Origin of the sequence: Alteromonas sp. 009811495, assembly GCF_028865455.1 — a bacterium.
Taxonomy (GTDB): domain Bacteria; phylum Pseudomonadota; class Gammaproteobacteria; order Enterobacterales; family Alteromonadaceae; genus Alteromonas.
In genome coordinates, this window is the sequence record NZ_CP113972.1 from 1,483,354 (window position 1) to 1,507,756 (window position 24,403).

Consider the following 24,403-nt stretch of genomic DNA (forward strand, 5'->3'; position numbering starts at 1 on the left):
GCATTGCGAGGGTATCGGGAAGTGATGCAGTTTTTAAACCACGAAAAACAAGAAGAAATTAAAAATATGTTTACGGACAAACGAAGTGGCATTCAACGTCTGTACTCAACGGGTAAACGACGCGGTAGACGCTTTGTGTCTAAGCGCAGTATTAGTGGCGTGCGCTTTTGGCGCAGCCTAACATTTGCTCAACGGTGCTACCTTGTTGCAACGGGAATGGGGCTACTAGGGATGTATTTCAACGTCCAAAGCGCCGCTTTTGATGTTGTAATGTATGCCTTTGCGCTGGCAGGGATCGTAAACGAAATATGGCCCCGTTTTATGATTGTGTGGCACAGCCTGCCGGGCAAGGCGGTCATCCTATTTGTATACGCCATTATTGCTAATTTTGCATTAGCCTCGGCAAGTGGCATGGTTAACGATATCGCGGGGGTATCGGCCAGCGCATTGCCCTATAGTCATAACTTCGCGCTTATACTTACTATGCCAACGTGGTTCTTTATCACGTCAATCATGGCGCTTCTTCTTTTAATACTCTTAACGCCACTGTATATGATGGTACTGCTGGTACTTAAGCCCTTTGGTGTTAAGCGTATTTGGCACCCGCCTGAGTATCGATTTGTGCTAACGACCACGTTCATTCGTTTCATTTGGACTGTTTTATTGTTGGTTGAGTTTTCACTGCTTTCTGCACAAGCAGGATTGATGTGGGAGGATGAAGAGCAAGTAGCAAGCGAAATGGCATCGGTTCAATTTGCCGGTGATGCACTTGTTAAGAAAATTGCTGAGCAACAAAAAGCGCAAAAAGCCGATGGCGATGTGTTGTCTGATGAGGGGGCTGAGTTGCCCGGCTTAACAGTTAAACTAGGTGACGAGACAGGTGATGAAGCAAGTAATGCAGAAAATAATGTCGCGTTAGATGACGCAACCAAAACGATTAATGACATCAACAACGCAAATGCAGACATTGAAGAAGAGTTTGAACAGGCATGGAAAGATGCAAAGGTGAGAAGTAAAGCATTCAAAAAGATGCAGCAACGCGCTTTAGCTGACTTCATTTATGTGTTTGAAGCAGACTCTCGTTCACGCTGTGCGCATTCACAAGATAGTCGTGTAATAGAGTTAAATGACTACGAGTTCCTTGAAATTACTCGCGATAAAAGCGAAGAAAACGAAATTGGCTACCTTTACCAAGTGAAGGCGTGCAAATCGGCGGCAATTGGGTTGTAGTTAAATTTTACTTTTTAAACAAGTGAAACAAAAAAGCCCGCGGTAGTTAGCTACCGCGGGCTTTCTTTTATTAGGAACGCTTAGAAGCTAGCGTTGCCCGGTGTGCGAGGGAATGGAATAACGTCACGTACGTTTTGCATACCTGTAACATAGGCAACAAGACGCTCGAAACCAAGACCGAAACCTGAGTGAGGAACAGTGCCGTAACGGCGAAGGTCGCGATACCATGCGTAATCTTCTTTCGATAGGCCCATTTCATCAAGACGTGCATCGAAAACATCTAGGCGCTCTTCACGTTGTGAGCCACCAATAATCTCACCAATACCCGGCGCAAGCACGTCCATTGCAGCAACCGTTTTACCGTCATCGTTAATGCGCATATAGAACGCTTTAATATCTTTCGGGTAGTTCTGCATGATAATTGGCGCGCCAACGTGCTCTTCTGCTAGGTAACGCTCGTGCTCAGACGAAAGGTCGATTCCCCATTCAACAGGGAATTCAAAGTCTTTGCCGCAGTTTTGCAAGATTTCGATAGCATCGGTGTAATCCATGCGTACGAAATCTGAGTTAACTAGCTTTTCTAGACGTTCAATTGCATCTTTCTTGATACGCTGCGCGAAGAAAGCCATGTCATCTGGCAGTTCTTCTAGTACTGCTTTACAAACGTACTTCAGCATATCTTCTGCAAGTTGTGCCACATCTTTAAGTTCAGCAAAGGCCACTTCTGGCTCAATCATCCAGAACTCTGCAAGGTGGCGAGAAGTGTTAGAGTTTTCTGCGCGGAACGTAGGACCAAACGTATATACTTTCGACATTGCAGTGCAGTAAGTCTCAACGTTAAGCTGCCCTGATACCGTTAAGTAGGTTTCTTTTCCGAAGAAGTCTTCTGAATAATCAACGTTACCTTTGTCGTCACGCGGAATGTTCATCATATCAAGCGTTGATACGCGGAACATCTCACCAGCACCTTCGGTGTCACTCGCGGTAAGAATTGGCGTAGAGATCCAAAAGTAACCTTTTTCGTGGAAGAAGCGGTGAATTGCTTGAGACAAGCAGTTTCGCACACGTGTTACAGCGCCAATAACGTTGGTACGCGGGCGAAGGTGTGCGTATTCACGTAAATACTCAATGCTGTGGCGTTTTGCTGCCATTGGATAAGTGTCTGGGTTTTCCACCCAGCCCAAAATCTCTATGTCTGTTGCATCGATTTCAACTGACTGACCTTGGCCTTGAGACTCTTTAACCGTGCCTGTTACAGACAGAGAGCAGCCTGCCGTCAAACGCTGAACGTCGGCGTAATTTGACAGAGAATTTAGCGCAATAACCTGTACAGGATCGAAGCAGCTACCATCGTGTAGTGCAATAAATGATAAACCTGCTTTTGAGTCTCGGCGTGTTCTTACCCAACCTTTTACGGTTACCGATTCGCCAACGGCGTACTTACCCTTAAGTACGTCAACTACGGGCGCATGCGTCATGTTAATTTCTCCGTCTTACTAATTTTATGTTGTTGCTCTCTACTAAGTGATATTCAACAACACAGTGCAAAATGCACGAAAACTTGTTTTATGGTCAATGTTCTGGATTGCTGTGCCGATAAAAAACACAAACCTAGCTAGGCATTTTTACGTATTCATACCTAGAAGCATGCTATGGTGGTGTAAAAATAGACAAAAAGGCACAATCCACTAGCACGCTAGTATACTCAACCTTAAGCGGGATGCCAGAGAACAGAGTGACAAATGGGAAATAAAAACAGTTCATCATCACCAAATTCACCGTTGACTTCGCCAACGGGTGACAACTTGTCATCTCGTAAAGACGAAAAGCCTGATATTGTCACCTACGAAATGCTAGCCGAAAGGCGCTCGACACCTCGCTCGCAAACAACATTTTATAAAGTGATGCTGGGTCTAAATATCTTAGGCTGGGTAGGGCTGGTTGTTGTGTTAATTCTATTTCACTATGCGCGACCAGACTTTATTAGCGGGGTGCAAGAATATTGGGGCATAGAAGGGGATACATCCTGGTCTCAAACTCACGTTAACGCTATGACAGTGATGCTTTTGGTGTGTTTAGCGTTAAGTTTGGTGAGTATTGTAATGAGAGCAAAGCGAACTCGACGAGAAAACGATAATTTTGGTGTGAACTTGATTGTGCTCATAGCGATAGTAGCTATCAGTTTAGTCACTGTAGCTACTACGCTAGGCTTTTAGCATAACTTGTTAAATGAACGCAGCCTGTATCAACCAGTAAGTATAAGCGGCATACGCGACAACGAATGCGCCGCCTTCTAGCCTATTTAGGCGGCCCTGACGCTTAATGCCAATACAGAAGATAAATAGTGCGACAGTTGATGCCAGCATAACCACCACATCGCGATACAAAAAGTCTGCACTGACTGCCATTGGCTGAATGGTGCCAGCAATACCGACTACCGCAAGCGTGTTAAACATATTTGACCCGATAACATTCCCGATGGCGAGGTCGTGCTCACCCTTGCGTACTGCCATCAATGAAGATGCAAGCTCTGGCAGTGATGTGCCGATGGCAATAACAGTAAGGCCAATAATCGTATCGCTAACACCAAAAAAGGTGGCTACTTCAACCGCGCCCCACACCAGCATTCGCGAGCTTGCTACCAGTAACAATAAACCGGCAATTAACCACATTACATGGGTTTTTACCGTACCTTCGGTTGCATTAATTTCGTCGCTGTATTCACCCGCCAGCGCATCGCTATCACCTTTCATACCGTGATATATGCTCCATGAAATAAGCAACACAAAAAGACCAAGTAATGAAAAGGCGTCGTCTTTTGATACTTGTTGGTCAAGTACCTGCCATGCAGCAAAAAAGGTGATGCCAAGCAATACAGGCAATTCTTTTTTGATAATTTCTGATTTGACGGCAATAGGGCTTATTACGGCGGTAATACCAAGAATAAGCATGACATTGGCAATGTTCGAGCCATATGCATTACCTAATGCAATACCAGAATTACCCTGAATGGCGGCAAAAATAGACACGATAATTTCGGGAGCAGACGTGCCGAAACCAATGATGAGCATACCAATAAGCAATGGCGACACACCAAAGTGATTAGCAACAGAAGCCGCGCCACCTACAAATTTGCCTGCACTCCATAACAATACAGGTAACCCGATTGCAATAGCCAAACTGGCCAATAACATACCTACTCCTTAAATCTATATGTTTTGCTTCGCGACGGTTAACGATAACACGAACGCTTATAAAAACAGGTCAACACGATGATGAGTATCCTTCCAAATGAGTAAACATTTTTGTTCATCGTTGCATCAGTTTTCGTTGTCTTAACGATGAAAAAAAGCCGTGCTGATAATGCTATGCAAAGTTCAAGTTAAGCGTAAACTCAGCGCTGTTTTAAATGCGATTGCAATTTGCGCAATAGCAACTTTAATTGTAACCGACAACACACTTTTTAGAAGCGAATTACATGCACAATACACTGATTGTTACTGATGATGTTACTCCTTTTTGTAACACAGCTTTAACCGTGCTTACTTTTCAAGACTACCTTGCAGAGTTCCCAAAACTGAACGAACCCAAAACACGCGTAATAAACTTATGCGATACCTCGCGTTATTTAAGCGAAGGGTATTACTGTTCACTATTGGCGCAAGCAAGAAGTCACTCTGTTTTGCCATCGGTAAATACCATTAATGATCTGCGCATGGCAGAAGAGAAAAGTATTGATCGTATCGTGTTCTCGGTATCAGCAACACAAGACAACGCCGAGCTTAGTGAAGAACCTTTATTAGTACTGTTCGGTGAAGTGAAAGATCAGCGTTTTAAGCGCCTTGCAAGACAGGCGTTTGAAAAGTACCCGTGCCCAGTATTGTTGTTAACGCCCACTATTACGCAAACAAAAACGTTAGCGAAAGGGGCGGGCAAAGTTCAAATTGAAGGGGTGGCAAGCGTACAGGCTAAAGCGTTCAATGAGTTATCCGACAAGCAACAGGTTCGTTTTATTGAACAGCTAGTTGCATACACAAAAATCCAGTGGCGGGCGAGTAAGGCCAGCAAGAAAGCGCGTTGGGATATGGCTATTTTAGTAAACCCTGAAGAAAGCACACCGCCAAGCGATGAAAAAGCGATAAAGCACTTTGTCAAAGCAGCAGAGAAGGTGGGCTTTCGCGCTGACGTAGTAAGTCGATTAAAGCCTGAAGATTTGGGGCATTATGATGCGTTGTTTATTCGTGAAACGACCGCCATTGATCATCATACTTACCGTTTAGCCCGTGCGGCAGAGCGCGAAGGTATCGTGGTGATGGATGATACTCAGTCTATTTTGCGCTGTTGTAATAAGGTGTTTTTACAAGACGCATTTGCGTATCAAAAAGTCCCTGCGCCTAAAGCAACCTTTGTATCAAGTGCAAGCGATGAAGTGTGCGAAAAACTGATTAATGACTTTGGGTTGCCTTTGGTACTTAAACTGCCAGAGAGTTCGTTCTCGCGAGGCGTGCACAAAGCAGAGACCAAAGAGGCACTAAAACTGAGACTGGAACAAATGTTGTCGGAATCTGCGTTAGTGCTGGTGCAAGAATACATCTTCACTGAGTTCGACTGGCGAATTGGTGTGCTTGGCGGCAAGCCTATTTACGCGTGCCAATACTTTATGGTTCGAAACCATTGGCAGATATACAACCATCAAGGGGACAGATTTTCTTCGGGTGGTTTTGCCACCATGCCAACCTTTGAAGTACCGAAACCGGTGCTACAAGCGGCAGTGAAAGCAGCAAAGGTAGTCGGTGATGGTTTATATGGTGTGGATATAAAACAGGCAGGGAACGCTGTGTACGTAATTGAAGTGAACGATAACCCAAGTATCGATTCAGGTGTAGAAGACAAATATTTAGGCAAAGAACTGTATGAATTAATCATGCAAGAATTTGCTAACAGGTTGGAGCAAAGAGGGCGATGATTCCATCGGCTGAAGTACAATTTATTGGTGATAGCGCTGCAAAGTCGCAAAACTCGACTGATGTGACACAAGGTATGGCAGCAGCATCGCAGTCTAACAAGGTGCTAGATAGTCAGCCTGGGCAACTCGCTTTGCGGATTGCCACAACCAGTGATTTGGCTGCACTTCAGCATATCGAGAAAACCTGTTTCACCACAGATAGACTCACTAAGTCGCGCTTTAAATTTTACATTGAAGCGCCGCATGCTGAACTTGTGGTTGTGGAATTTACACCGAGTGAAAGTGGCGCCCACCCTAATGCTCAAGCGATGACATTCACCGAACCCACAGTAGTTGGCTACGGCCTTCTGCTTTTGCGTAGAGGTACGCAATTAACACGACTTTACTCTATTGCCGTGTTACCAAGTGCTAGAGGTTTGGGCATTGCTGAAAAGCTTATAAACAGCTTGGGGGAGCGGGCGCTTTCGCGGGGAAAGCGGTTTATGCGCCTGGAAGTTGCAGTTGGTAACACAGGTGCAATCGCGCTATACAAAAAGCTAGGATTTAGTCAGTTTGGTATGTATACCGATTATTACGATGACCACACCGATGCATTGCGTATGCAAAAGGTATTGGTGCCAAGTCGTTCGGCCAAATCTGAAGTGTATCCGTGGTATCAACAAACGACTGATTTTACGTGTGGTCCTTCCGCGCTAATGATGGCGATGTGCGCCTTAGACAGTAAATATGAAATGTCTCAACAAAACGAATTGGCGTTGTGGCGAAAGGCGACAACCATTTTCATGATGTCAGGACATGGTGGTTGTCATCCTGTAGGGTTAGCGCTAGCAGCCCATTCAGAGGGGTTTTCAGCACGAGTAATCATTAATCAAAACGTACCTTTATTTGTAGATGGTGTACGAAACACTGAGAAAAAAGCCATTGTAGAAAGCGTAGAGATGCAGTTTATGCAAGACGCCAAGGATAAGCAGATACAGGTTGAAATTACTGATTGGCACACAGACATTATTGATGACGCTCTGCGTGCAGGTAGCACGGTATTGTGCTTGATCAGCACTTACGCCTTCGACAAGAAAAAAATACCACATTGGGTGGCTATTACCAGTTGTGACTCGCATTGCTATTATCTTCACGACCCTGATGCCAGTGAAGGGCAACCTGTGGAATATCAACACATTCCAGTTGCGCGTGAAGATTTTTTGCGCCTAGCAAGTTATGGTACACGTAAAGTCAGAACGCTGGTTTTACTCAACCCGCCGCACTAGCTACGAGCTGGTGGTCAACTCAAATTAGGGAAGCCTACATTACAGGCTTTCCCTAATGATGGGCTTGAGAAACGCTAACTTTGTTGTTCAGTGTTTTAAGCTGACTTACTAATTGAGATAGCTCTTTAACTGATCCTGAGTACTCAATGTGCTTGTTCATTTGTTGGCCTTTTACCGCACTGTTATACAAAGCGGTACTTTCAAAGCAAGCAGTTTGCTTGTCTAATTGTTTCCATTCACCCTGTAAATCTCGGGGAATGCAATGACGTTTTGCACTAAGTTTGTCTTTAATTTGCAACACTTTTCCGATTAATAATTGTGCATCAGTTGGCATAATTATATCTCCTATACTGCTATCATTAGGTAACTTTTTGTTTTACTTAGCTTTTGCATTTAATGCGAGGGCTAAACAAACCATTTTCAAGTTACACTTTCCTTCGTTCACTTATTGATAGTGCATCATCAGTGCCAAAGTAGATAAGAAATAAGCTAACACAATGAATTGGCGTGTTAATTATTGAAAAAGCTCAATAGGTATTAGAAATGAGTTGTATAAAAAGTGGACGCATTTTGCAATTAACTCGCATGTGCGTCGCACAATGCGAGTAAAGTTACTCTGCAAGCTGTCTAAAGTCTGCGAGTAATGAAAGTGCGCTGTCACCAAGCATCGAGTAAGGGTCAAACGCGTCTTTGGTGCTAAATTGAAGTACTGAGCGCTTAGTAATAGCCTGCTCAGACACATACCCCATTTCCCAAGAGCTAAAAGCCCTATGAGCAATTTCAGTATAAGACAGAAGCATTATTGATTTGTGTCTGGTATCTGTTTGAATTTTTGAGAAGCAGTCATTGACCGCTGAGCGCGAACCCTCTAAACACTGAAGGAAGTAACGCGAGTTAAAACACAGCATACCTGTAATACCCTGCTGCTTATTATTCTTTCGAGCACTGTACAGGATTGATTCTATATCACTTGGTTTGAAGGATTCGCCAACCGTACTTGCGTAAATTAGTCTTACAAGAAACATAATAAGCCCTTTCTTTGACGTTAACCGCGTTTATCACTGCTTCGTAGATAAACTCAAAAAATTTCTAAAACTCAAACGATACGACTGAATCCCGCATCACAGCGTTTTGATTTTCACGCAACCGCGCTGAAATCAGTGGCTCAGATGATTTAACCTTATTCTTCTGCATTACAATATAGTCGTCTTTTGCAGAAGCATAAGCGTTTTACAGTCTTGAATTTCCACCGTGTTGACGTAAGTATTCAAAAACGGCTGCAGGAATGGCGTCTAGGTCGCATACTTTATTTGCTGCATCCAGTTTAATAGCTTCCCGAGGCATGCCGAAAATAACACAAGACGCTTCATCTTGTGCCAGCGTAAATGCACCTGCTTGTTTTAATTTAAGCAACCCGTGGGCGCCATCTTTTCCCATTCCCGTCATGATGATGCCTATCGCATTTTTCCCCGCCGCTTTACTTACACTATCAAAAAGTACATCTACAGAGGGCTTATGCCCACTTACACGCTCGGAATCTATTAACACGGTGCGGTAATCTGCGCCGCTGCGCTCTATGCCCATGTGAATATCGCCCGGCGCTATGTAGACGTAGCCTGGTAGTAGCCTTTCACCGCCACGTGCCTCGGCGACATTAACACTGCAAGAAGCATTCAGTCGCTGTGCGAAGGTTTTGGTAAACCCAGGAGGCATATGTTGCGTTATCACTATTGCGGGAGCATTGGCCGGCATGGTTTCTAAAAAGCGCTTAATCGCAATGGTTCCGCCGGTTGATGCGCCAATAGCAATAATTTTCTCTGTACCTGAAATGATAGATTCTTGTTTTGCAGTAGGTGTTGAAGAGAGCTTTTTAACTTTTGATTTTGACGCAAGTCGAATTTTCTCAATAATAAGCGAACTATACTTTTCAATACCCTCGGTAACACCAATCTTAGGCTTAGGGATATAGTCGACAGCACCAAGCTCCAAGCTTCTTAATGTTGCTTCAGCACCTTTTTCGGTGAGCGTAGAGATCATGACCACAGGCGTCGGTCTGGCTTTCATTAACTTAGACAAAAACGTTATGCCGTCAACTTTTGGCATTTCAATATCTAGCGTTATCACATCAGGACTGTGTTGGTTAACCATATCCCGAGCGATGTAAGCATTAGGTGCTGCACCGACAACCACCATGTCGGGCGTAGCAGATACGATTTCAGACAACAGGCTTCGAATTAGCGCGGAGTCATCGACTATCAGTACTTTTATCATCGCTCCTCCTAAAATAAGTCCACTGAGCTATCAATAGAGGCATTTTTAAGTCTAATTCGATATTCGCTTTCCCTATCAAGAATAGTGGTGTTGTGAAGCGCTTTTATTTTTTTCACTCTCACTAGGCCACCTTCTTCAAAAAAATAGACCTTTCTTGGGAAATCAGAGAGCACATCGCTGGCTATTATCGGTATTGACTCATTTTTGAGATATTCAAACGCAAAATCGACATTTTTCTGGCCAATATTGTTGTGAATAAGCCCCTTCATTACGTTGCCTCCGCCAAACACTTTCGCCACAATTTGGTTCTTTTTAGCCCCTAACTTAAGCATCTCGTTAATAAGCAATTCCATTGCGTATGTGCCGTAGCGCGCAGACTCACAAAGTAAGGCCGATTTTTCCATATCATCTCTGGGCAACAAAAAATGATTCATGCCGCGCACGTTATTGATAGGATCGAACAGACAAGTGGCTATACATGAACCCAATACGGTAACGATAAGGTGATTATTCGACGTCGCATAAAACTCTCCGGGTAGTATTTTGACAGCGTTGCAGTTGAAATACCGGTCGAAGTAGAGGTTGGCTTCTGGCGAGGCATTAAAGTTACTCTGCATCAGGGCGTCCCACTTCGCTTTTGATATACGGTTCGTCCAACCGATATCAGGCTCGAATTCAAATTGGCTACCGTTTCTGAATGCCCAGCAAAATACAATCCGCCGTTTTTAAGTTTTTGGGCAAACCGGTGTAACAATTGTGCTTGCGTTGTTTTATCGAAATAAATCATCACATTTCTACAGAAGATGACATCTAAGTTGCTCGGTATGCACGACCATTGATTATTAATAAGGTTTAGCTGCTTGAAAGACACTAATTTTCTTAGCTCCGGAATAACACGCACAAAGCCTTTGTTGTTACCCGTTCCCTTATGAAAAAAACGCTTTTTGTCGTCATAGGTAAGCGATGACGCGGTGTCATCAGTATAGATCCCTTGGTTTGCCTTAAGTAAAACATTGCTGTCTATATCTGTTGCAATAATCTCAACCGGAGGCTCGAAGGAACCATAAGCTTTCACCACCGTCATGGCGATGGAGTAGACTTCTTCCCCCGTGCTACTGGCAGCGCACCAAATGCGCTTTGGCTCTCGAGTTAATGACAAATATGTATTTAACGTGTCAAAGTGATGCGACTCTCTGAAAAAAGAGGTGAGGTTTGTAGTTAACCCATTAATGAAATTTTCCATTTCACCATGGTTACCTTCCAGATACGCGAGGTAATCAGAAAAACGAGATAGATTAAGTGCGCGTAGCCGGCGTGAAAGCCGACTATACACCATTGAGTCTTTACTCTGGCCTAGGCAAATACCTGCATTTTGGTGCAGTATCGCACGCACTTTATCAAAATCGTTGGCCGTAAATTCAAACTCTCTATGCTCCATATACAGCAGCCGCGATTTCTATTCTTAAAACGACTCCCATTCATCTTCTTCGGGAGATACCATTTTGACTAAGCGCTCTTTCACCTTGGGAGCTGCAATTTTTTCAACCGTTGAAAGGGTGCTCTTTTGTGCGCGGTTTTGATCTTCACTTAACTTAAAGGCTGAAATTTGCTTGTTCATGTTTTGTGCTTGAGCTTGCAAGCTTTCTGCGGCCGCCGCAGCTTCCTCAACAAGCGCAGCATTTTGTTGGGTAACTTCATCCATTTGAGAAACAGCTTTGCTCACTTCGTCAATGCCTGAGGCCTGTTCAGAAGACGCGGCAGCTATTTCACCCATAATGTCGTTAACACGCTTGATAGAAAGCACAATTTCTTCCATCGTCTTGCCCGACTTATTCACCAACTCGTTACCATTTTCAATCTTGTTAACCGAGTCTGAAATGAGATTCTTAATGTCTTTCGCAGCTTCAGCAGAACGCTGTGCAAGTGAACGCACTTCAGATGCAACTACCGCAAAGCCTCTGCCTTGCTCGCCGGCTCTTGCTGCTTCAACGGCAGCGTTAAGCGCAAGTATGTTGGTTTGAAATGCAATACCGTCAATGACACCAATAATATCTGAGATTTTTTGCGCCGATTCATTGATTGAACCCATGGTATCGACCACTTGCCCAATGAGTTTGCCGCCATCAATAGCAATGGTTGAAGCTTGCGAGGCAAGGCCGTTGGCCTGATCTGCATTTTCTGAGTTAAGCTTAACTGTGCCCGTTAGCTCTTCCATACTTGACGCAGTTTGTTCTAAGCTGGACGCTTGTTCTTCGGTTCGACTTGATAAGTCGCTATTCCCTTGGGCTATTTCAGTCGCTGCGGTGTTAATTAAGTCTGACGCAGAACGAATTTCTGAAATCATGTTCACGAGATTTTCAATAAACGAACGCATCGCTTGACTGATTTGAATAAACTCACCCTCAAAATCGACTTCTAAGCGTGTGGTTAGGTCACCTTCAGATAAGCGCATCAACACACGTTTTATCTCATTCACAGCAATTTTTGTGGCTGTTATGTCAGTCGCATATTTAACGACTTTGAACGGTTTGCCATTAACATCAAATATCGGATTGTAAGTGGCTTGGATCCAAACCTCTCTTCCGCCTTTTGCAATGCGTTTAAATTCGCCGCTAGCGTGAGTACCCTCACCAAGCTGTGCCCAGAAATCTTGGTATTCCTGGCTTCTGCGGTGTTCTGCATCTACAAACAAACTGTGGTGCTTACCCTTAATTTCAGAAAGAGAGTAACCGACAGTATTAAGGAAATTATCATTAGCAGTAATAATTGTGCCGTCCATCTGAAACTCGATAACGGCTTGCGACTTGCCAATGGCGTCTATCTGTCCGGCATAGTCGGCGTTGCGCATTTTTTCTGCGGTAATATCTGTGGCATATTGCACCACACCGGTCACTTTGCCTGAACTATTCATAATGGGGTTGTACGAGGCCTGAAGCCACACTTCTTCACCGTCTTTACGAATATATCGATATTCGCCGGTTTGGAAGTTGCCTTCTTTCATTTGCGACCAAAGCTCTCGGTTGGCTGCCAAGGTTTTATCATCGCTTGACGTTAATACCTTATGGCTCTTACCCCGAATCTCTTCAATGTCGTACCCGGTTATCTTGAGAAAGTTTTCATTCGCATTTAAGACATTACCCTCTGCGCTAAACTCAACCACCGCTTGCGAGCGGTCGAGCGCATCTAACATACCGCTTTTTAATAAAAGTTCGCTTATGTCGAGCCATTCTACAGCAGTGCCAATGCTGGCGCCGTTTTCGTCTTTAAGCGGCATTAGCGTTAGGCGAAAGTTTAACGAACCTACCGTGATTGACGACACCATTACGTCTCGTAAATTTGCGAGAATGCTGCTTTGATGAGCGGGGTTCTTATGAAATTGGTCGATACTTTGGCCGATAAGGTTATCTGCTGAAAATTGAGGCAACACTTTGCGCAGCTCTTCTTCACTTTTCTTAAGTAAAGAAACCACCGCTTTGTTTGCATAAATAATAATTCTATCAGCATTTGCAATCATAAAACTTGTAGAGCTCTGCTCTAACGTTTGAATGCGATGCTCGGTATACCTTGAATCGGTTTTTGATTTTAAAAGGTTCGCCAACTTCATAGATCACTCCTGATCAACAATTTCACAGTATCTGAAAATGCACCTAGGTACCTGTATGCCGTTGAAACAGACAAATACAATGCGGTGCTTGGCGCTTGAAACGCGTTATCTCAAGTTACGCCCTAGATTGTGCAAAACCTAAGCAGTTGCTTTGTAACGCTCATTGCGCAATCTTTAAATTGGAAGCCAAGATATACTGTTGCTTATTATTTCGTCATGCTTGAAGTTGAGGCTTTGCTCAATCTGCTCCAAGTACAAGAATTAGCAAAAGTAATTATTAAAAATCGTTAATAATCTCAGCTAACGAGAAAAGTGTAGACAAGGATTTAAAATAATGTGCAATTTATTCGACTTTAGTTGAATAAATTGTCTATCAATCAGTAGTGAAGGTGTCTAATCGATGGTTTTGTGAACTCACTTTTAAGTATTACTTATAAGAGAAACGCTTTGGTTTTGAACGAGCTTTTTTTACTTGGCAATAGCAAAAATGTGGTGTCCAAATAAGCAAATTCAATAAAATAGCCGTGACCAAGCTAAATACAATTGATGAGGGGGTCAGAGGAACCGAAGGGCTGAAGTTGTCTAATACCCTATCTAACGTGTCATATTGAGACGGTGTGGCCATAAATACGAGCTTTTCGAAGTAGTGGCCGTGTTCCAATTTACGCATACCTTGCTCAATGGCATTAATTTGTGCAAAGCGTTCTGCTTTTAATGTGGCATTTTCTCGCACAACAGCTTCATTGTTTTGTTGCAAGCTTTCCAGCATGGCTTCCACTGATGAAAAACCATGCTGCTTCGCCAACTCAGTTGAACTTGTTACTTCATCGCGAAGTGCATCGTAATAACCACTTAAGTACTGACGATAATGGTCGGCCAAAATAGGCACTTGTAGTGTAATGATAAACAAAACGGCAAATAACACCTTATCAAGTACTCTAACAATCATTTTTTAACTCACTCCATCATCGTACATACTGGCTAGCCACTTCCGTTGAGCAATCAATAACTTCACTGTTAGTTGTAGAATGTCACCTTATTACTACTTCAAACTAGTATAGATGGCATGCGTTAACATACTGAGCTGCTCTGGGCTTATGATATAGGGAGGCATAATGTATACCAGCTTTCCAAAAGGCCGTATCCATACGCCATGCTTCACAAAATGGCGCTGAATTTCAGCGACATTAACCGGTTTTACGGTTTCCACAACACCTATGGCGCCCAGCACGCGTACATCCGCAACACGCGGAAGCTCTGCACATTTTGCAAGCTCGGCCTGTAATTGTTTCTCAATAGCAGGAATTTGCTGTTGCCAGTGATTTTGATTAATCAACGACAAACTTGCATTAGCGACGGCGCAGGCCAGTGGATTTCCCATGTACGTAGGCCCATGCATGAATACACCAGGTTCGCCTTGGCATACACCAAGCGCCACATCCTCGGTGCACAAAGTGGCCGCTAATGTCATGTAACCGCCGGTAATCGCTTTACCTAAGCACATGATATCTGGCGAAATACCTGCGTGTTCGCACGCAAACAATTTACCAGTGCGCCCAAATCCCGTGGCAATTTCATCGCAAATCAACAATACATCATAGTTGTCGCACAGCTGGCGACAGCGCTTCAAATATTCCGGGTGATAAATGCGCATGCCGCCCGCACCTTGCACAACAGGCTCCAAAATAAGGGCGGCCATTTCGTGGTGATGCTTTTCAAATAATTCTTCTAGTGGAAGAATGTCATCTTCGCTGAAGGTTTGACCAAAACGGGTTTGTGGGGCAGGGGCGAATATCTGTTTGCTAAGCACGCCTTCAAACAAGCTGTGCATGCCGTTTACCGGGTCGCATACACTCATGGCGGCGAAAGTATCACCATGATAGCCGTTGCGAGGCGCAACAATACGCGACTTTTCAGCGCGCCCTTGGCATGCCCAATACTGAATAGCCATTTTTATGGCAACTTCTACCGATACCGAGCCAGAGTCGGCCAAAAACACGCGCTCTAATCCTGCGGGCACCATATCGAGCAAGGTTTTACAGACATCTATTGCAGGCTGGTGGGTAATACCGCCAAACATGACGTGAGAAAACGCCTCTATTTGATCATGAGCGGCTTTATTAAGTACGGGGTGGTTGTAACCATGAATGGCAGCCCACCAACTCGACATGCCATCAACCAGTACTTCGCCAGTGGCTAGAGTAAGCTCAGCGCCTTTGGCGCCGGTTACTTCGTAACAAGGAAGCGGGTTAACCGCAGACGTATAAGGGTGCCAAATGTGTTGTTTATCGAATTCTATATTGTTCAAAATTTAACCGTTAGTAAAGCTTTTGAAATGGTCAGAGTTGACAACTTTGCAATGACGCATAGACTAAGCCACCATTCTTAATTAGTAAAGGACAGTCAATGACACTGGCTTCAGCGCAACAGGCGCAAACGACAACTATTCGTAACGATTGGACTAAAGCCGAAGTAGAGGCATTATTCGCTATGCCGTTCAACGACCTGCTATTTGAAGCGCAGGTGGTGCACAGACAACACTTCAACCCAAACGAAGTGCAGGTTAGTACGCTATTGTCGATTAAAACAGGTGCATGCCCTGAAGACTGTAAATACTGCCCGCAGAGCGCGCGCTATGACACTGGCCTTGAAAAAGAGCGCTTGCTTGAAATTGAAAAAGTGATCCAGCGAGCGAAAGAAGCCAAACAGGTTGGCTCAACGCGTTTTTGTATGGGCGCGGCGTGGCGAAACCCGCGCGACCGAGACATGCCTTACATTGTCAAAATGGTTGAAGAGGTGAAAAGTCTAGGTCTTGAAACCTGTATGACTCTTGGCATGCTAACTCGCGACCAAGCGGTAGCCTTAAAGCAAGCAGGCCTTGATTATTACAATCACAACCTTGATACATCGCCAGAATTTTATGGCGACATTATTACCACACGTACGTATCAAGACCGTTTAAACACGCTAGAAAACGTGCGTGCAGCGGGCATGAACGTATGCTCTGGCGGTATTGTGGGCATGGGCGAGACAGTAAGCGATCGCGCAAGCATGCTTGTGCAGCTAGCGAACTTACCTGAGCAGCCGCAAAGTGTGCCAATTAACATGTTGGTTAAGGTAAAAGGTACGCCGCTTGATAATGTGGAAGACCTCGATTATTTCGAATTTATTCGCACTATCGCCGTGGCGCGTATAATGATGCCTAAATCTCACGTGCGTTTATCGGCAGGCCGCGAGGCAATGAACGAGCAAATGCAGGCGCTGTGCTTTATGGCTGGCGCAAACTCTATCTTCTATGGTTGCAAGCTGTTAACCACATCAAACCCAGACACCCACGAAGATGTAATGTTGTTTAAAAAACTTGGTATCAATACCGAGCGTACGCGCGATTTTTCTGATGAAGCTCACCAACAAGTGTTAGAAGAAGAAATTGCGCAGCAGCAAGAACAAACAGACAGTGGCGACTTGTTTTATGACGCCAGTAAGCCAAAAGCAAAAAGCGATAAAACGCCCAGCACGATGGATGCCTAATGGCTTTTAATTGGTTAGAAGCAAAACTGACGGAGCGCGCCCAGCAAGGCCTGCTTCGTCAGCGCCATTGCCAGCAATATGAAAAAGACAACATCGTTTGTATTAATGGCGAGCACTACCTTAACTTTTCGAGCAACGATTACCTTGGTATGCGTCAGCATGAAGGGGTATTGCAGTCGTGGGTAGAAGGGTTGGCGCAATTTGGCGCTGGCAGCGGCGCATCTCCGCTAGTGACAGGGCATACGCAGGCGCACTTAGCCCTTGAAGCGTATATTGCCGATGGTCTCAATCGCGAGGCGGCATTATTGTTCAATTCAGGCTTTGCAGCTAATCAAGCTTTGTGTATGGCGTTGTTTTCACGTCATGCGGGTAAGCCTGCTTCATCAAGCTCTGCGTCTAGTTCAAAACCGCAAAGCCATATATTGGCCGACAAACTGATGCATGCGTCATTTTTGGAAGGTGCTATGTGCGTGGGAGAGCAAGCTCAGCTGCGCCGCTTTAGGCACAATGATTTAACGCATTTAGAAAGCCTTTTACAAAAGCGCGGCAATGCAGAAGGCAATCAAGATACGCTGATTGTCAGTGAAGGCGTATTTAGTATGGACGGTGACTATGCACCAAGTATCGAAATAGCGGCGTTAGCCAAACAGTACGGTGCATGGTTTATGCTAGATGACGCCCACGGCATGGGCGTACTCGGTGAAACCGGTTTTGGCACAGTTGAAGCGCTGGGGCTAACACAAGAGCAGGTGCCTATCGTCATGGGCACTTTTGGCAAAGCCATTGGTACCGCAGGCGCGTTTATTGCCGGAAGTCAGGTACTGATTGATTTTTTAGTTAATTTTGCCAAACACTATGTGTATTCAACGGCCATGCCCCCGGCGCAGGCGGTGGCAACACTTTATTCACTTACCCATATTGCCAGTGACAGGCCGCGCCGCGATGCCTTGACGCAAAATATTATGCATTTCAGAGATGCTTTTAACGCTAAATTTAGTGGTACAACAGCACTTACGCTTGCCGATTCAAACAGTGCTATTCAGCCTATTATTGTTGGTTGTCCTAAACGCGCGGTGGCATTAAGTGAAGGGCTAAAACGCCGCGGCATTTGGGTAACGGCCATTCGTTATCCTACGGTGCCTAAAAACGAAGATAGGCTGCGCGTTACCTTGTCAGCCAATCATACTCAGCAAGATATTGATGTGCTGCTTGATGCCATTGCGCTTGCCGCTGAGGAGTGTAGCGAGTGAACGCCGAGCAAAATGATATTGCATTAGATGAAAACGCAAATGCAAACACAAACGTAATGAGCGAGCGCGCAGTTGCCTCGCGTTTTTCAAAAGCGGCGACACGCTATGACAGTATTGCCTGTATTCAAAAAGTGATTGCTCATGAAGCGCTGAATAACTTACCGCAAAAGCTTTCAGGTAACGCGCTTGATATCGGCTGCGGCACCGGTGTGCATACACAAGCGCTGTGCGAGCGGGGTGCAAATACTACAGGTGTAGATATTGCCGAAGGAATGCTTAGCGTAGCAAGAGAAACCTATCCAGACCCACATTTTGTAAATGCTAGCGCCTTGTCACTGCCTTTTGAATTGGGTCAATTTACTACCGTGTTTTCATCCATGGCACTGCAATGGGCAAGCTCACCGGCTATTGTGGCACAGCAGATCAGTAAAGTGCTCAGCCAGGGCGGTGTTGCCGAATTGGCCATTATGGTTGATGGCTCATTCAGTGAGCTTAAAAAAGCACGCAAAATTGCGCAGCTTGTTGAAGCAACTACGCCAATGCCGTCAACGACCACGTGGGTTAATGCATTTCAACAATCTTCCCTCGTACTTACGCGCGTGATCACCAAAGATTATGTGGACAGTCACTCATCAATTATGTCGCTGCTTCACTCTGTGAAAGGGGTAGGCGCGGGTGAAACCGGAAAGAAGCAGCCGCCATTATCGCGACGAGATATCAAGAAGCTCGCCATGGCCTATCAGAACATTAGCGCCGTGGGCAGTGAGTTACCGCTTACCTACCGAGTGAGCCATTTCAGATTGGAACAACGATGAAGCAGTATTTTGTAACCGGGACAGACACCGAAGTGGGTAAAACCTACGTAACCTGTCACCTTCTTCGCGCAGCAACTCAAGCAAAACTTACCTCGATAGGTTACAAACCTATTGCGGCAGGCTGCGACTTAGTGGATGGCGAATGGGTAAACGAGGATGCCGCTAACATTCAAAAGGCAAGCGGCTTGTCTTTACCCATTAGCGAAATAAACCCGATTGCACTAAAGCCGCCTATTGCGCCGCACATAGCGGCAAGCGAAGCGGGTGTCGAGCTTACGCAAGATGCCATAGAAAAAGGGCTAAGCCACTTACAAAGCTACAATGTAGACTTCCTTTTAATGGAAGGTGCGGGTGGTTGGCGACTGCCGTTGTCTTTGGGCAATGACGACGCGCCGACACGCTATTTATCTGACGTGGTTAAGTCGCTAAATATGCCGGTTATTTTAGTGGTAGGAATGCGTTTGGGCTGCTTGAATCACGCAATGCTTACCGCCGAAGCTATTCTTGCCGATGGCCTAACCATTGCTGGTTGGGTAGCAAACGATGTCACTGGCAACATGACGCGATACGATGAAAACCTCGCATCGCTAAAAGCCATGATGCCAGCGCCATTGCTGGCGGAAATACCGTTTAAAGCCCAACCCTCTGACGCGGTTTTACAGCAGGCTATCGAGCAGTTGGTTTAAGCTATCGCCGGCATTAATTGGCGTTTTCTCTTTGCCCAAAAAGATAAAACCATCGTGCTCATTGTCGGCCTTGTTTTCGCGACCATCTTCAAACGCAAGTGTGGCCTCGCTTAATTTAAGGGCCGTCCCTTCGCGAATGGCAACAACCGGGGTAGTTGGGTTAAGGGCAGTAAATTCTGCAAGGCGCTGATCGCGCGTTTCACCATTGTGGCCCGGCGGCTGGTAATCAGTGTAATGTGGGTTAATTTGAAAGGGCACAATATCGAGTGCCTCAAAGCTCGGTGGCTCAATAATAGGCATATCATTGGTGGTGCGAATTGATTGCCCACAAATATTAGAACCCGCGCTCCAACCAATATAAGGCGTGCCATCGGCGATGGCGTGTTTCATAGGTACAATTAACGCGTTGGCGTAAAGAGTCGACAATAGGTGAAAGGTATTTCCTCCACCTACCACAATAGCTTGGCCGTTTTGTTTTGCGTTGTTTATGGCGGCTACTGGGTCGTCAACACTGTGTAAGCCCGTTACCTTGCATTCTGGTAGCGCGTTAGCCACGGCATCAACATATGCATCATAACTTTGTGTTACGGCGGCATAAGGAACAAATAGAAGGTCGCGAATATCACCTAAGTGTGCAAAAATAAGCGCTCTGGCGTGTTCGAGGTAAGGCTCACTACCTTGACGTGAACTGCTCAGCATAAGTACATGTGCGGTCATACAAACTCCACAATTTTTCTGACGGCGTATCATACGTGAAACTGAACATAAAGTTTAGTCACGCTCCGTTATAGCATGGTGAAAGGAAGTTAAATGGAACAGTCAATATCGGTGTTATTCGTGTGTTTGGGTAACATTTGTCGCTCTCCAACAGCAGAAGCGGTGTTTAAACAAAAAGCGGCAGAGGCTGGATTGTCGTTGAATATTGACTCGGCAGGCACCCATGGTTATCACATTGGTAGCCCACCAGATAAGCGTTCTCAGGCAGCAGGTGTTGAACGCGGTTACAGTTTTAAAGGACTGAAATGCCGCCGTGTTGATGAAAGTGACTTTGAAAAGTTTGACTATATTTTGGCTATGGATAACAGCAATTTGTCTAACCTGCACGGCATGTCGCCAGCGCAATATCACGACAAAATTAAGCTGTTTTTAGACTATGCAGACGAAGAAGACAAAGAAGTGCCAGACCCTTACTACGGCGGAAAACGCGGCTTTGAGTTGGTACTAGACTTAATAGAAGCTGCGTCAGACGGATTAATTGCGCATATTAAGGCAAACAGTGCTAACGCCCAACACGACTAAACCTTATAAAGCATCCGCGGTGATCACCGCGCTGCTGTCTGTTTTATTCATTGTTACTGTGGCGGCAATACTTGCGGTTGTCATGTTATCTGACTCGCCAGACACGCTAAAACAGCACATTACGCTACAAATTCAAATGCCGTTGGTGTTTACCGCTGTATTAGTGGGGGCGGCACTATCAACAAGTGGCGCAACACTTCAGGTGGTGTTAAGAAATCCGCTGGCCGACCCAGGTATTGTGGGTATAACCAGTGGTGCCAGCCTGGTAGCGGCTATCTTACTGCTGCTTACGCCTGACTGGGCAAACGCGTACATGCATTATGTATTGCCTGTCGGATGCTTTTTAGGGGCGCTAGCCTCTACCTTCATTATTTATCGGCTTGCGCGGAAATTGCTTGGCTCTGCTACTGCGGTTATTTTGTCGGGCATTGCAATTTCTACCCTAAGCGGCGCTATTATTGCGTGGCTTTACATGCTAAGCGATGCGAACGCGCTTAGAAATCTCACATTTTGGCTGATGGGCAGTTTGTATCAAACCAACTGGCCTATTTTAGCGTTAGGTGCTCCTTTTGTGGTGGTGGCCGTTGGTTATCAGCTTTACGTTGCCAAGCATCTTAACAAGCTCTATGCCGGCGATATTGCCGCGAAAAGTAGTGGTGTTAATGTTGAACAGCTAATAGAACGCGCACTGGTTGCCAGCGCTGTCGCGGTGGGGGCTGCGGTGTCTATGGCGGGCTCGATTGCCTTTGTCGGTTTGCTGGTACCACATATTCTACGCCGTGTTGTGGGGCACAATAATGCACTGCTGTTACCGCTTAGTGCGCTCGCGGGCGCGTGCATGCTGTTATTGGTGGCACTGTGTTCAGAGCTTACGCGCGCCATTACATTGCCGGTATCAATGATTACCGCAACCTTTGGTGGCCCATTATTGATTTGGGCATTGTCAAAAGGGCAAGTTAAGGGGTAACCCTTAATGCATGGCGTGAACAGCATGAATAAACACACACACAGTGCTAACCCATCTTTGAGTAACACCAACAAAGCGGCGGATGAACACGGGCAAGCGGTGAGTGCAGATGTTTTGTCAAACAGCACGTCAAACAGCGCGTCACAAAGCTCGTCAAACGTTTCATCGCAAGTCGCGTTAGAAGTCGCATCGCTACATGACGTGTCGGTATCTAACCGCCTTCAAAGCGCGTCATTAACTGTGACCAAAGGCCAGTGTGTACACATTCTCGGGCCAAACGGCGCGGGTAAATCTACGCTGCTACTGGTATTAGCTGGGTTATTAGAAGCAGATGCGGGTAGCGTTATACTGTTTAACAAATCCGTATCGTCGTGGTCGCTGGCGAGCTTAGCGTCAATGCGCACGTTACTTGCCCAGCAAACCGAATGTAGCTTTCATTTAACCGTGCACGAGTACCTGCAGTTTTATGCAGACATACAGGCTTCTTCGGGTATACCTTCGCTACTTGAAAAAGCTTTAGAAGTTAACAACTTTCTACCCAAAATACTGACCCAATTGTCTGGCGGCGAGCGCCAACGGGTAGAGATATGTAGAGCACTGCTTCAACTTTGGCCCGCCATAGAGCAGGGCGAGGCCTTAGTGCTTTTAGATGAGCCCTTACAAGGATTAGATATCCGTCATCAATATGCAGTAGCGCAGCTGGCAAAGGCGCTAAGCGAAAAAGGCAATACGGTTATAATGAGCTCACATGATATTGCACTTAGTGCAAATTACGCGACCACCTTATGGCTAATGCAAAAAGGCAGAATAGTAGCAGAGGGGAATCCGGCTGATGTTGCCACTCAGGCCAACCTTGAGCGGGTGTTTGAATGCCATTTTGCTATAAGCAAGCACGATAACTTTCTAGAAATTCAAGTTTGCGCACCTATTACCTTGGAATAAATGTGGTAAAGTGCCTTCAGTGCCCAAAAACAATAATAGCATTCAATTTTTCAAATTAGACTGATTGTAAAAAAGCGCTACGCTTGAGTCAGCATTTTCAGTAAAACATTTGCCCTACGTACATATTTTTCAGGAGAACACCGTTGAGTAATTGGCAAGTAGACAGTTGGAGAAATAAACCTATTCTTCAACAACCCGAGTACGACGATAAAGTAAGACTAAACGAAGTAGAGCAAACACTTAGTACGTATCCGCCACTTGTTTTTGCGGCTGAAGCACGCGAGCTTCGACGTCAGCTAGGTGAAGTAAGCTTGGGCAAAGGCTTTTTACTACAAGGCGGTGACTGCGCAGAATCGTTTGACGAGTTTAACGCACCAAAAATTCGCGACACCTTCAAAGTGTTGCTGCAAATGGCGATTGTTTTAACCTTTGCTGGTCGTTGCCCGGTAACAAAAGTGGCGCGCATGGCGGGGCAATACGCAAAACCTCGTTCATCTGATTTTGAAACCCGCGACGGTGTGACTTTGCCAAGCTATCGCGGCGATATCATTAATAACTTTGAATTTACCGAAGCTGCACGCCGACCTGATCCCGACCGTTTACTAGAAGCCTATCACCGCAGCGCATCAACGCTTAACTTGCTGCGCGCGTTTGCACAAGGTGGTTTGGCCGACCTACACGAAGTCAACCGCTGGAACATGGCGTTTGTAGAGAATAACCCGCTTAAAGAGCGTTATTCTGATATGGCCATGCGTATTCAAGACACCCTCGAGTTTATGGACGTTATTGGTATTAATGCACAAACTAGCTCGACCTTACATGAAACGTCGTTGTTTACGTCGCACGAAGCGCTTCTACTTAACTATGAGCAGGCGCTTACTCGTGTAGACACCTTAACAGGCAAGCCTTACGATTGTTCAGCTCACATGGTATGGATAGGTGAGCGTACGCGTCAGCTTGATCATGCGCACGTAGAGTTCTTCCGCGGTATACACAACCCAATTGGTGTGAAAGTAGGACCAAGCATGCAAGAAGACGAGCTTATTCGTTTGATTGACGCATTGAACCCGCTTAACGACCCCGGTCGCTTAACCTTGATCACGCGTATGGGCGCAGACAACTTGGCAGATAATCTGCCGCGCTTACTGCGCCGCGTTAAAGAAGAAGGGCGTCATGTGGTGTGGAGCTCTGATCCAATGCACGGCAACACCTTCTCGGCATCAAGCGGCTATAAAACCCGTAACTTCGACGCTATTTTGCGTGAAATTAAGCAGTTCTTCCAAGCGCATGACGCAGAAGGCACTCATGCTGGTGGTATTCACCTTGAAATGACAGGGCAGCACGTAACCGAGTGTACAGGTGGTGCATATCAAATTAGCGATGAAGACCTAGCACAAGCGTACAAAACCCAGTGTGACCCACGCTTAAATGCTGACCAAGTATTGGAGATGGCGTTCTTGGTGGCTGACCACCTTAGAAATGCATAACGCGCTTAATTTAAAAAAGCGTATTTAGCAAAGTAAACAAAAGCCCCAGCTGTTGCTGGGGCTTTTTTATGAAATAAGTGTTAGCTAATA

At 45.5% G+C, this 24,403-nt stretch carries 23 protein-coding genes; 12 read left to right on the plus strand and 11 right to left on the minus strand.

Annotated elements, in window-relative coordinates; all coding sequences use genetic code 11:
• Positions 1-24 precede the first annotated feature (24 nt).
• Positions 25-1,230 carry a hypothetical protein gene (locus tag OZ660_RS06715; RefSeq protein ID WP_446698973.1) on the plus strand — a complete coding sequence of 402 codons (1,206 nt, stop codon included), beginning with the start codon at positions 25-27 and terminating at the stop codon, positions 1,228-1,230.
• Between the two features lie 80 nt (positions 1,231-1,310).
• On the opposite strand, the gene asnS is transcribed toward OZ660_RS06715, so the two are convergent.
• Positions 1,311-2,708 carry an asparagine--tRNA ligase gene (gene asnS / locus OZ660_RS06720; protein WP_202264638.1) on the minus strand — a complete coding sequence of 466 codons (1,398 nt, stop codon included), beginning with the start codon at positions 2,706-2,708 and terminating at the stop codon, positions 1,311-1,313.
• A 264-nt stretch (positions 2,709-2,972) separates the two neighbouring features.
• Between asnS and OZ660_RS06725 the strand changes: the two genes are divergently transcribed.
• A complete protein-coding gene (locus tag OZ660_RS06725) occupies positions 2,973-3,446 on the plus strand; it encodes a hypothetical protein (RefSeq protein ID WP_202264640.1) in 474 nt (157 codons plus the stop codon).
• Positions 3,447-3,455: 9 nt separating this feature from the next.
• Here OZ660_RS06725 and OZ660_RS06730 read toward each other — a convergent pair whose 3' ends face one another.
• Positions 3,456-4,424, minus strand: coding sequence for a calcium/sodium antiporter (locus OZ660_RS06730; protein ID WP_274742963.1), 969 nt, complete (start codon positions 4,422-4,424; stop codon positions 3,456-3,458).
• A gap of 284 nt (positions 4,425-4,708) precedes the next feature.
• Between OZ660_RS06730 and OZ660_RS06735 the strand changes: the two genes are divergently transcribed.
• The gene (locus OZ660_RS06735) at positions 4,709-6,196 is read left to right on the plus strand and encodes a RimK family protein (RefSeq protein ID WP_274742964.1); all 1,488 of its coding nucleotides are present in this window, start codon (positions 4,709-4,711) and stop codon (positions 6,194-6,196) included.
• Positions 6,197-6,270: 74 nt separating this feature from the next.
• Entirely contained in the window at positions 6,271-7,461 is a 1,191-nt protein-coding gene (locus OZ660_RS06740) for a peptidase C39 family protein (RefSeq protein ID WP_446698974.1), read from the plus strand.
• A 52-nt stretch (positions 7,462-7,513) separates the two neighbouring features.
• Here the strand turns inward: OZ660_RS06740 and OZ660_RS06745 are convergent, their stop codons facing one another.
• The 8 genes from OZ660_RS06745 to bioA form a co-directional block, all read right to left on the minus strand.
• The gene (locus OZ660_RS06745) at positions 7,514-7,795 is read right to left on the minus strand and encodes a hypothetical protein (RefSeq protein WP_274742966.1); all 282 of its coding nucleotides are present in this window, start codon (positions 7,793-7,795) and stop codon (positions 7,514-7,516) included.
• Positions 7,796-8,072: 277 nt separating this feature from the next.
• Positions 8,073-8,486 carry a BLUF domain-containing protein gene (locus tag OZ660_RS06750; RefSeq protein ID WP_202264657.1) on the minus strand — a complete coding sequence of 138 codons (414 nt, stop codon included), beginning with the start codon at positions 8,484-8,486 and terminating at the stop codon, positions 8,073-8,075.
• A gap of 205 nt (positions 8,487-8,691) precedes the next feature.
• A complete protein-coding gene (locus OZ660_RS06755) occupies positions 8,692-9,732 on the minus strand; it encodes a protein-glutamate methylesterase/protein-glutamine glutaminase (RefSeq protein ID WP_274742967.1) in 1,041 nt (346 codons plus the stop codon).
• 8 nt (positions 9,733-9,740) lie between these two features.
• A complete protein-coding gene (gene cheD, locus OZ660_RS06760) occupies positions 9,741-10,352 on the minus strand; it encodes a chemoreceptor glutamine deamidase CheD (RefSeq protein ID WP_442859702.1) in 612 nt (203 codons plus the stop codon).
• Entirely contained in the window at positions 10,349-11,170 is an 822-nt protein-coding gene (locus tag OZ660_RS06765) for a CheR family methyltransferase (RefSeq protein WP_274742968.1), read from the minus strand. Before OZ660_RS06765 ends, cheD begins: the two co-directional genes overlap by 4 nt.
• Positions 11,171-11,194: 24 nt before the next feature.
• Positions 11,195-13,336, minus strand: a complete 2,142-nt coding sequence (locus tag OZ660_RS06770) for a methyl-accepting chemotaxis protein (RefSeq protein WP_274742969.1) — start codon at positions 13,334-13,336, stop codon at positions 11,195-11,197.
• A gap of 427 nt (positions 13,337-13,763) precedes the next feature.
• Positions 13,764-14,285, minus strand: a complete 522-nt coding sequence (locus OZ660_RS06775) for a DUF2937 family protein (RefSeq protein WP_274742970.1) — start codon at positions 14,283-14,285, stop codon at positions 13,764-13,766.
• A 93-nt stretch (positions 14,286-14,378) separates the two neighbouring features.
• Positions 14,379-15,644 (minus strand): adenosylmethionine--8-amino-7-oxononanoate transaminase, encoded by a 1,266-nt coding sequence (gene bioA / locus OZ660_RS06780; RefSeq protein WP_202264666.1) that lies wholly within the window; start codon positions 15,642-15,644, stop codon positions 14,379-14,381.
• 98 nt (positions 15,645-15,742) lie between these two features.
• Here bioA and bioB point away from each other — a divergent pair, with 98 nt between their 5' ends.
• Genes bioB through bioD form a run of 4 tightly spaced genes read left to right on the plus strand, consistent with a single transcriptional unit; the run spans position 15,743 to position 19,618 of the window.
• Positions 15,743-16,867 (plus strand): biotin synthase BioB, encoded by a 1,125-nt coding sequence (gene bioB, locus OZ660_RS06785; protein ID WP_226432810.1) that lies wholly within the window; start codon positions 15,743-15,745, stop codon positions 16,865-16,867.
• Entirely contained in the window at positions 16,867-18,117 is a 1,251-nt protein-coding gene (locus tag OZ660_RS06790) for an aminotransferase class I/II-fold pyridoxal phosphate-dependent enzyme (protein ID WP_274742971.1), read from the plus strand. The genes bioB and OZ660_RS06790 overlap by 1 nt, the downstream gene beginning before the upstream one ends.
• Complete coding sequence (locus OZ660_RS06795; RefSeq protein ID WP_274742972.1) at positions 18,114-18,932, plus strand: methyltransferase domain-containing protein; 819 nt, start codon at positions 18,114-18,116, stop codon at positions 18,930-18,932. Before OZ660_RS06790 ends, OZ660_RS06795 begins: the two co-directional genes overlap by 4 nt.
• Positions 18,929-19,618, plus strand: coding sequence for a dethiobiotin synthase (gene bioD, locus OZ660_RS06800; protein ID WP_274742973.1), 690 nt, complete (start codon positions 18,929-18,931; stop codon positions 19,616-19,618). Before OZ660_RS06795 ends, bioD begins: the two co-directional genes overlap by 4 nt.
• On the opposite strand, the gene pepE is transcribed toward bioD, so the two are convergent.
• Positions 19,589-20,335, minus strand: a complete 747-nt coding sequence (gene pepE, locus OZ660_RS06805) for a dipeptidase PepE (RefSeq protein WP_274742974.1) — start codon at positions 20,333-20,335, stop codon at positions 19,589-19,591. The genes bioD and pepE overlap by 30 nt on opposite strands.
• Before the next feature lie 93 nt (positions 20,336-20,428).
• Here pepE and OZ660_RS06810 point away from each other — a divergent pair, with 93 nt between their 5' ends.
• The 4 genes from OZ660_RS06810 to OZ660_RS06825 all read left to right on the plus strand — a co-directional run bounded on the left by OZ660_RS06810 (position 20,429) and on the right by OZ660_RS06825 (position 24,313).
• A complete protein-coding gene (locus OZ660_RS06810; protein ID WP_226432815.1) occupies positions 20,429-20,917 on the plus strand; it encodes a low molecular weight protein-tyrosine-phosphatase in 489 nt (162 codons plus the stop codon).
• The gene (locus OZ660_RS06815; RefSeq protein WP_274742975.1) at positions 20,895-21,884 is read left to right on the plus strand and encodes a FecCD family ABC transporter permease; all 990 of its coding nucleotides are present in this window, start codon (positions 20,895-20,897) and stop codon (positions 21,882-21,884) included. Before OZ660_RS06810 ends, OZ660_RS06815 begins: the two co-directional genes overlap by 23 nt.
• A 24-nt stretch (positions 21,885-21,908) precedes the next feature.
• Positions 21,909-22,826, plus strand: coding sequence for an ATP-binding cassette domain-containing protein (locus tag OZ660_RS06820; protein ID WP_274742976.1), 918 nt, complete (start codon positions 21,909-21,911; stop codon positions 22,824-22,826).
• A 143-nt stretch (positions 22,827-22,969) separates the two neighbouring features.
• Entirely contained in the window at positions 22,970-24,313 is a 1,344-nt protein-coding gene (locus tag OZ660_RS06825) for a class II 3-deoxy-7-phosphoheptulonate synthase (RefSeq protein ID WP_159622957.1), read from the plus strand.
• Positions 24,314-24,403: the final 90 nt, after the last annotated feature.

What these genes read in the sequence shown, in the direction of transcription:
- OZ660_RS06740 (WP_446698974.1), top strand. Translation starts at nt 6,271, where the DNA reads ATGGCAGCAGCATCGCAGTCTAACAAGGTGCTAGATAGTCAGCCTGGG.
- OZ660_RS06735 (WP_274742964.1), top strand. Translation starts at nt 4,709, where the DNA reads ATGCACAATACACTGATTGTTACTGATGATGTTACTCCTTTTTGTAAC.
- bioD (WP_274742973.1), top strand. Translation starts at nt 18,929, where the DNA reads ATGAAGCAGTATTTTGTAACCGGGACAGACACCGAAGTGGGTAAAACC.
- OZ660_RS06755 (WP_274742967.1), bottom strand. Translation starts at nt 9,732, where the DNA reads ATGATAAAAGTACTGATAGTCGATGACTCCGCGCTAATTCGAAGCCTG.
- bioB (WP_226432810.1), top strand. Translation starts at nt 15,743, where the DNA reads ATGACACTGGCTTCAGCGCAACAGGCGCAAACGACAACTATTCGTAAC.
- OZ660_RS06730 (WP_274742963.1), bottom strand. Translation starts at nt 4,424, where the DNA reads ATGTTATTGGCCAGTTTGGCTATTGCAATCGGGTTACCTGTATTGTTA.
- OZ660_RS06750 (WP_202264657.1), bottom strand. Translation starts at nt 8,486, where the DNA reads ATGTTTCTTGTAAGACTAATTTACGCAAGTACGGTTGGCGAATCCTTC.
- OZ660_RS06770 (WP_274742969.1), bottom strand. Translation starts at nt 13,336, where the DNA reads ATGAAGTTGGCGAACCTTTTAAAATCAAAAACCGATTCAAGGTATACC.
- asnS (WP_202264638.1), bottom strand. Translation starts at nt 2,708, where the DNA reads ATGACGCATGCGCCCGTAGTTGACGTACTTAAGGGTAAGTACGCCGTT.
- OZ660_RS06790 (WP_274742971.1), top strand. Translation starts at nt 16,867, where the DNA reads ATGGCTTTTAATTGGTTAGAAGCAAAACTGACGGAGCGCGCCCAGCAA.
- OZ660_RS06775 (WP_274742970.1), bottom strand. Translation starts at nt 14,285, where the DNA reads ATGATTGTTAGAGTACTTGATAAGGTGTTATTTGCCGTTTTGTTTATC.
- OZ660_RS06725 (WP_202264640.1), top strand. Translation starts at nt 2,973, where the DNA reads ATGGGAAATAAAAACAGTTCATCATCACCAAATTCACCGTTGACTTCG.
- OZ660_RS06810 (WP_226432815.1), top strand. Translation starts at nt 20,429, where the DNA reads ATGGAACAGTCAATATCGGTGTTATTCGTGTGTTTGGGTAACATTTGT.
- OZ660_RS06820 (WP_274742976.1), top strand. Translation starts at nt 21,909, where the DNA reads ATGAATAAACACACACACAGTGCTAACCCATCTTTGAGTAACACCAAC.
- OZ660_RS06765 (WP_274742968.1), bottom strand. Translation starts at nt 11,170, where the DNA reads ATGGAGCATAGAGAGTTTGAATTTACGGCCAACGATTTTGATAAAGTG.
- OZ660_RS06745 (WP_274742966.1), bottom strand. Translation starts at nt 7,795, where the DNA reads ATGCCAACTGATGCACAATTATTAATCGGAAAAGTGTTGCAAATTAAA.
- OZ660_RS06715 (WP_446698973.1), top strand. Translation starts at nt 25, where the DNA reads ATGCAGTTTTTAAACCACGAAAAACAAGAAGAAATTAAAAATATGTTT.
- pepE (WP_274742974.1), bottom strand. Translation starts at nt 20,335, where the DNA reads ATGACCGCACATGTACTTATGCTGAGCAGTTCACGTCAAGGTAGTGAG.